Origin of the sequence: Streptococcus sanguinis (assembly GCF_019929225.1) — a bacterium.
GTDB lineage: Bacteria > Bacillota > Bacilli > Lactobacillales > Streptococcaceae > Streptococcus > Streptococcus sanguinis_J.
On the sequence record NZ_JAHZPA010000012.1, the window covers coordinates 1 to 7,362 of the forward strand.

Annotated in this window: 6 protein-coding genes and 1 pseudogene; all 7 read left to right on the forward strand. The window is 41.2% G+C overall.

Going from position 1 to position 7,362, the window contains the following annotated elements:
* Nucleotides 1-34 precede the first annotated feature (34 nt).
* The gene (locus K1I80_RS11785) at nt 35-265 is read left to right on the forward strand and encodes a hypothetical protein (protein ID WP_223313996.1); all 231 of its coding nucleotides are present in this window, start codon (nt 35-37) and stop codon (nt 263-265) included.
* Between the two features lie 163 nt (nt 266-428).
* Nucleotides 429-3,266: pseudogene (gene essC / locus K1I80_RS11790) on the forward strand (type VII secretion protein EssC); the annotation flags it as partial.
* Between the two features lie 12 nt (nt 3,267-3,278).
* On the forward strand, nt 3,279-3,647 hold the full coding sequence (locus K1I80_RS11795; protein ID WP_223313997.1) for a hypothetical protein: 369 nt from the start codon (nt 3,279-3,281) through the stop codon (nt 3,645-3,647).
* A 6-nt stretch (nt 3,648-3,653) separates the two neighbouring features.
* Nucleotides 3,654-5,585 carry a hypothetical protein gene (locus tag K1I80_RS11800; RefSeq protein ID WP_223313998.1) on the forward strand — a complete coding sequence of 644 codons (1,932 nt, stop codon included), beginning with the start codon at nt 3,654-3,656 and terminating at the stop codon, nt 5,583-5,585.
* 13 nt (nt 5,586-5,598) lie between these two features.
* The gene (locus K1I80_RS11805; RefSeq protein ID WP_223313999.1) at nt 5,599-6,660 is read left to right on the forward strand and encodes a hypothetical protein; all 1,062 of its coding nucleotides are present in this window, start codon (nt 5,599-5,601) and stop codon (nt 6,658-6,660) included.
* Entirely contained in the window at nt 6,660-7,022 is a 363-nt protein-coding gene (locus K1I80_RS11810) for a hypothetical protein (RefSeq protein ID WP_125347048.1), read from the forward strand. The genes K1I80_RS11805 and K1I80_RS11810 overlap by 1 nt, the downstream gene beginning before the upstream one ends.
* A 76-nt stretch (nt 7,023-7,098) precedes the next feature.
* The gene (locus K1I80_RS11815) at nt 7,099-7,329 is read left to right on the forward strand and encodes a hypothetical protein (protein ID WP_223313996.1); all 231 of its coding nucleotides are present in this window, start codon (nt 7,099-7,101) and stop codon (nt 7,327-7,329) included.
* The last annotated feature ends 33 nt before the right edge of the window (nt 7,330-7,362 follow it).

The following is a 7,362-nucleotide window of genomic DNA, read 5'->3' on the forward strand; positions in this document are numbered from 1 at the left end:
CTTATGCTATAATAGTCTATAGAAAGTCGAGGGAATGATGAAGAAAATATTATTGGTGGCTTTGGTGCAGGGCTTGGTTATCTTTGTGATTACTGGTCTGCTTTGTTATTTTATGCGGGGGGATTTTTTCTTCCGTGCTTTGGCACCGATTTTTGGTCTGGCAGCGGGAGAATTTCGATTCGTGAAGGCTATGGTGACAAAAGCGTTCGCGCCTAGTCTCTATGAGGATAGCGAAAAAAGGAATAATCTATTTTATAGACAGTAGGTCTGGGGTCAATCGCCTCAGACCTTTCTTTTTCTACTCCCTTTCCCACCCCTATCTCTCATATGGTATAATGGAACAAGGACATTTTCCTTTTAGTACTTTGAAAACTCTATATTTCTTGAATCCTTTATCTGCTCTGCTATTTCCTCAAAAAAATAAAATAACTGACTTGGGTTGCTCACTGATCTTCGTGCAGGATGTGATGAGCTCCCTGTCTGAGAATATCAAGACAGTTGTCAATATCAAGGATCGTAACACTGGGCAGCTGGTCATGGAAGAGGGAATCCTTAGAGAGATTGACTTCCGCTTGGATCATTTCCCAGAAGGCTATGACAAGGAGCGGATCGCTCGGACTTTGGCGCCACTCAATCACTTACAGAATCTCAAGAGCTCAATCCCTGATACCGTAACCTTTATGGAGATGTATGGGGCAGAGACCTTCTCGGACCTGCAAGTCTTGCAAAAGTGGCAACAGAATGCACCTTATAAGAGCTTAGCGGTGCCTATCGGCCTGCGGGGCAAGGAAGACTTGGTCTACCTCAACCTGCATGAAAAAGCTCACGGACCGCACGGGCTGATTGCCGGAACAACCGGATCAGGTAAGTCAGAGACCATCCAGTCCTATATCCTGAGTCTGGCCGTCAACTTCCACCCGCACGATGTGGCTTTTCTCCTCATCGACTACAAGGGTGGGGGAATGGCCAACCTCTTCAAGAACCTGCCCCATCTCTTGGGAACCATTACCAACTTGGACGGAGCCCAATCCATGCGGGCGYTGGCTTCCATCAATGCGGAGATTCACCGTCGGGAGCGKCTCTTCAGAGAGTTTGAAGTYAATCATATCAACCAATATCAAAAGAAATTTAAGAACGGGGAAGCAACYGAACCCCTGCCYCATCTCTTCCTCATCTCGGATGAGTTCGCAGAGCTCAAGGTCAACCAGCCTGACTTTATCAAGGAGCTGGTMTCYATCGCTCGGGTCGGRCGTTCCCTYGGGGTCCACTTGATCCTGGCYACTCAGAAGCCMTCTGGGGTGGTGGATGACCAGATCTGGTCCAACTCCCGCTTTAAGCTGGCGCTCAAGGTGGCAGACCGGACGGACTCAATGGAAATGCTTAAGACACCAGATGCGGCGGAGATCACCCAGACCGGACGGGCCTATCTGCAGGTCGGCAATAATGAAGTCTATGAACTCTTCCAGTCAGCCTGGTCAGGGGCAGACTACCAGCCGGATAAGGATGAGATGGGAATTGAAGACCATACCATCTACCTGATCAATGACCTAGGCCAATACGAAGTGCTCAATCAAGACCTGTCAGGTCTTGACTTAGCCGAGGATATCAAGGAAGTACCGACAGAGCTGGAGGCTATTGTCAGTCAGATCCAAGTACTGACAGAGAGCCAGCAGATCCCACCGGTACCACAGCCATGGCTGCCGCCGCTTAAAGAGCGGATGACCCTGCAAGAGCTGGAACCTATCCAACCGCAGGAAGCCTGGGAGCAAAAGAAGCCGGTCTCCGTCCTTCTGGGAATGGCGGATATCCCACAGGCACAGAAGCAAGAGCCTGTCTCTGTCAATCTGTCCAAAGATGGGCATATCCTGCTCTACGGAAGTCCTGGTACGGGGAAGACAACCTTCCTGCAAAGTGCGGCCATGGACTTGGCTCGCAAGTTCAGTCCCAAAGATGTCACCCTCTACCTGATGGACTTCGGAACCAATGGTCTGGCACCGCTGGGCCAATTACCGCAGGTGGCCGATACCCTGCTTCTCGATCAGGTGGAGAAGATTGCCAAGTTTGTACGCATCATGGAGCGGGAGCTCAACCGGCGTAAGAAACTTTTGTCCGACTACGGTGTTGGGACCTTGGAGCTTTACCGTCAGGCTAGCGGTCAGCAAGAGCCGGCTATTGTCATCCTGCTGGACAGCTATGAGTCCATGAAGGAAGAAGCTTATGAAGCGGAGCTCTTCAAGCTTTTGGTGCGGATCTCCCGTGAAGGTCTCAGCATCGGTGTTCACCTCTTGGTGACAGCGGGCCGTCAATCCAACCTTCGGGCGCAGTTTTATGCCAACTTTAAGCACCAGCTGAGTCTGCCGCAGAATGATTTCGGAGAAGTCCGCTCGATCGTGGGCTCTACACCACTAGCGGCAACCATGGAAGACATCAAGGGTCGGGCGCTCATGAAGCGTGACGAGGTTGATGTCATCCAGCTAGCTCTGCCAGTTGCGGGTGCCAATGATGCGCAGGTCCTTAACAACCTGCGTCAAGAAGTCGCCTCTCTCCAAGAAGCTTGGACTGGACAACGCCCAAGTGCTATTCCGATGGTACCAGAGGAACTGACGGAGGCAGACTTCTATAGCCGGGCTAGTATCCAAGCAGCTTATGAGCAGGGCTTGGTACCACTAGGACTGGATATGGAGACGGTTGAACCAATTACTTGGAACCTCTCTAAGGGCAATCTTCTCTACTTAACAGATAAGGAAGAGCAGATGAGTGCTTTGACTGAGCAGATTGCGCGAGGCAAGCAGAAGGTGATTGTGCTGGCGCCGAAGTATCATAATTTGCCTGAGATGGAAGGTGTGACGATTCTTGCTAGTCCAGAGGAATATCAGACTGGAATTATTGCAATGGAAGAAAATGTCAAGGCGCGCTTGGAAAAGCGCAACAATCAGCATGAAGCAACTGTCGTTCTATTTAATCAACTGGAATTAATTGGTGAGTTGAGTCTTGATGACCAGACTTCTCTCAATTACATTCTGGAAAAAGGACTGCGAGCTGGCTACGCTTCTGTTTCGATGAGTGGCAGCCAGCTGTATAAGCAAATAGATGTTGTTTCTAAGACAATTAGAAACTATAAACAAGCTATTGTCTCAATGAGATTGACGGATCAGAATATTCTAACTGTCACAAACAAACCTATCCGCGAACCACAGTTAGAAGAGCAAGAGCACTACTATGTAGCAGACGGATTAGCAAGTAAAATGAAAGCATTAATGATATAGAAAGGGAATAAAATGGGAAAAGCAGCATTACTAGCTGAGTTAGCTGATTTAAAAGAAAAATTATCAACAGTAAATGGTAAAATTGCGGAATTAGAAAGTATCTTAGAAAATCTTTCGGCTGTTTCAACAGAAATCACCTATCTTTTAAATAGTGAAGAGTCAATTAAAGCAACCTATAATTTGGCAGGTAAACCGTATGGTGAAGAAGCAACTAATGAGGAAAAACTGTTAACTGATACATCAACAAAATATGAAGCACAGAAAACAGATATGATGACAAAATTAAAAGCGAAAATTGAGAGTTTAAAATCAGAGGCAGTTGGGTTTCGAATTGGAATGAACATCGTAAGTCGTGAGCTTGCTATGACAAAGGAGGATTAATCAGTTATGAGTGATGATGTTATTAAGGTACATGACCTACCAGGAATAGAACAATATAGTGAATCTATTAGTCAGTTTTCAAAAGCTTTAGATACCGCAACAAATGATACTGCTCGAACGTTCAATAATAAAATTGAAGGTTCAGAAGGTATAGCAATTAGTTCTTTTTTACAAAGCTTGAATGATTTGCAAACTCAGATATTTGACCAAATTCCGGAAGCTTTAGGGAATTATGCGAAAATTGTTGAAGGTTTTTCATCATCTGTTAGTGGTATAGGTTTTGGCAAAGAAGCTTGGACTAGTGAGTCAGGCAATAGTGATGTTCGGACAAAATTAACAGGTGATCAAAAGGATAGTGTTCTAACTGTTGATAAGAATCTACAAACAGTATTGGATACTGCTGCCACAGCTTTAGGTGAAGGGTCTATAGATATTTCTAATATCACAAATAATGCTACAAATGGATTAGAAGATGCAGCTACTGCTCGTCTTAATACCCACACACCCTTTCAAGCAGCACATGATACCTTTAACACAAATTTACAGCAAGTAATTGGGACCATTTCAGCTTTAAAGGGGACTGTTGGTCAGGCACAAATCACGCTGAATTTTTCACCAAAGGCTGTGTTTAATATGATATCTCAAGGGTTGCATATGAATCCCCTAGATACTGTAAAAAATATCGATGAAGCGAGGGCTCTGGATTCTGTTTATGGAGACAACCAAACAATAATTTCTCAAGTGAATCGGGAAAATGTTAGGGATGAGGTTGTTTTTCTAATGGTAGATGGAATAGTAACCTGGGTTTATAATAAGGATACTGAAAAATTGGATGCCTTTTATAATGAATTTGGTAAAATGAAGCAATCTGATAGCCAACCTTGGCTTGATAAATTCACTACATTTGGACAAGTTTTAGCAGTTGAACATCAAGGACGAATGGCTATAAAGTACGAGCAAGTGGGACATGATTACAGCCTGATGGAGAGTGAGTTTAAAAGAGAAAATGCTATTAATGAGGTTATAGGTATCAATAGAGGCCTATATGCTATCAATTATGGTAAAGGTACGTTTTATCCAAAGGGTTCACCTACCTCTGTGGAAGATATCAAGCAAATTAAATTTAGATTTGATAAAGATGGAAGAACCAAATTCAGTATTATGGGACAAGCCTCAGGATATAAAATGGAAGGATTTGATGTTGTTGTTCCAGAATATAGTAGTGATTTTAAAGTTAATTCCTCTGCATTAAATAAAGAAGAGATAATTAATAACCTAAATGATATTGATCAAAAAAGACAAGAAGTTGTTTTTAGAACTATTAAAGATATTGCTGCCGGAGTAGGTACATTTGCTTTTCCAAAATATAAGTTAGGTTTCGAACTACTAAAATTATGGGGATCTGATGCATCTGATGTAGTTGATGATCAATTAAATAGTGAGGCTGCGACAATTTTTAAAGGAATAACAGATTCAGCCCAACTTAAAGAAGAAGAATTAACTCAAATTGCTAAACTAAAAAGAGAAATGGTTGGTAAGGGAGGCTGGATTTTTGAGGGAGGCTTGGTTTCTGATGGCAGTACACAAAGAATTGTCTCGGATGAAAGTTATTACCGTTTTGAAGTTTCTCAGAGAATTGCAGAGATGAATAAGTACGGAATGAAGTTGTTTTTTGAGAAGAGAGGAGATAATATAGCAGAATTCGAAATGATGTTGAGGGATCCCCAAAAAGGTTATGATAACGATGTAATAAATTATGTGGTGGGGAAAGATTCTAATTTAAATTTAGAAAGCATGAATCGTGATAAACTGACACAAGTTTATAATGCTATTTCAGAGCTGGATAATCAGCAAAGTGATTCTGATGCTGATGACGGTGAAAAATACTTTGAGTATTTAAAAACAAAATATAATCGGAATATCAATATGAATCACTGATGAGGGAAGGATAATGAAAAAAATATTTAAATCAAAATTAATTCGAATTTTACTTCTTCTACTCACTACCATAGGCCTTTACTTTGCTTATGAGACTTATCGCAGACATCAGCTCACTCAGTTTGTTATGTGGAGTCCAAGAGCTAAAATTGCAGATTATGAATTTATTTATGATAACAAAGCAGTAGCGATTGACTGGGATAACGAGGCTGAATTAAATGAAGCGGAAGAAGCCAAAAAATATGATTCTCGCATCAAGGTAGAAAAGATGATGAGAGTTAATGGAAAACGTTATATTGTTCAACAAAGCTACAAATTAAAATCTGCATCTTATAAATATTGGAACCTTGAGGAGGACGCAGTTCCTTTTCTAAAAAGCAATACCCCAGAGAATGGAGAGTACTGGTTGTTGGATGTTTATGATACAAAAGGTGGTAAAATTAAGCAAAAAACTTATGACGTATTTAAGATGGTGAGAGAATATAATAAGGATTATATTCCGAGAATGATCCCAGATTTCAATCAGGCGTTGCTTACAGAACAAGGAAAAACCTATTTACCAATAAATATGGTCGTTAGTCGAAAACCAAAATTCAAGTCTGAATATGGAGTTATAGAGTTAGAATCAGGAAAAATATTACCTGCTACTCCTTCAGGACTAACGGGCAAAGAGCTTTCTAATGTCTTTAAAGTTAATTCAAGTTTGAATAAAAAATCTGATTTTGAAGATATACTCAATCAAAATGACAAATTATCAGACCAAAGGTTTTCGTTTGTTTTATCCATTTTTGGATTTAAAGAATCACTACAAAAGAATCAAGATACTTTCTTAGCAAACAAGTATCCAAAAGCATTTGATATATTAAGAAAAGGATTGTTGTCGGAATTATATTTTCTTGGAAAAGAAGATGTTCGTTTTAAAATCTCTTTCCTAAAACTAGTAGTTCCAAAAGAGACCAATATCTTTAAAGAACTTACGATTCCAGCTACTAGTTCTAAAGATGGACGGGAACATATAGTTCAAAGTGAAGAAGAATTCTTACAATATTATCAATCTAGTTCGGAGGAAGAATAATGGGACGAAAACGGATATTACCAGAACATATTAAAGGGATTGAGCATAGCTTTGAAGACATGAGTGGTCGACTTGAGGACAAAAGTTCTAGCTTAATTGAATCTTCTGCAACTGCTAATTTTTCCTCAGCTACAAATGAGGTGAAAGCACTAACGAAAGATTTAGTTCCGGTCGTTGAATCATTCGATGAATATTTGAATGCGGTGGCTGATGAATTTACTAGAATAGATACTGAGATGGGGCGTGTGATAGATGGAGGAGCGCTGCAGGAATACTCCAATGGTCTAACCGATGCAGATATGAATACAAAGAAACATTATACTCAAAAACAAATAGACCTATATAATGACTTTCCTTCTTAATCATTCTGTATTTATTGCTCCTTAGGATAGTCTCTCCTCTACCTTATGCTATAATAGTCTATAGAAAGTCGAGGGAATGATGAAGAAAATATTATTGGTGGCTTTGGTGCAGGGCTTGGTTATCTTTGTGATTACTGGTCTGCTTTGTTATTTTATGCGGGGGGATTTTTTCTTCCGTGCTTTGGCACCGATTTTTGGTCTGGCAGCGGGAGAATTTCGATTCGTGAAGGCTATGGTGACAAAAGCGTTCGCGCCTAGTCTCTATGAGGATAGCGAAAAAAGGAATAATCTATTTTATAGACAGTAGGTCTGGGGTCAATCGCCTCAGACCTTTCTTTTT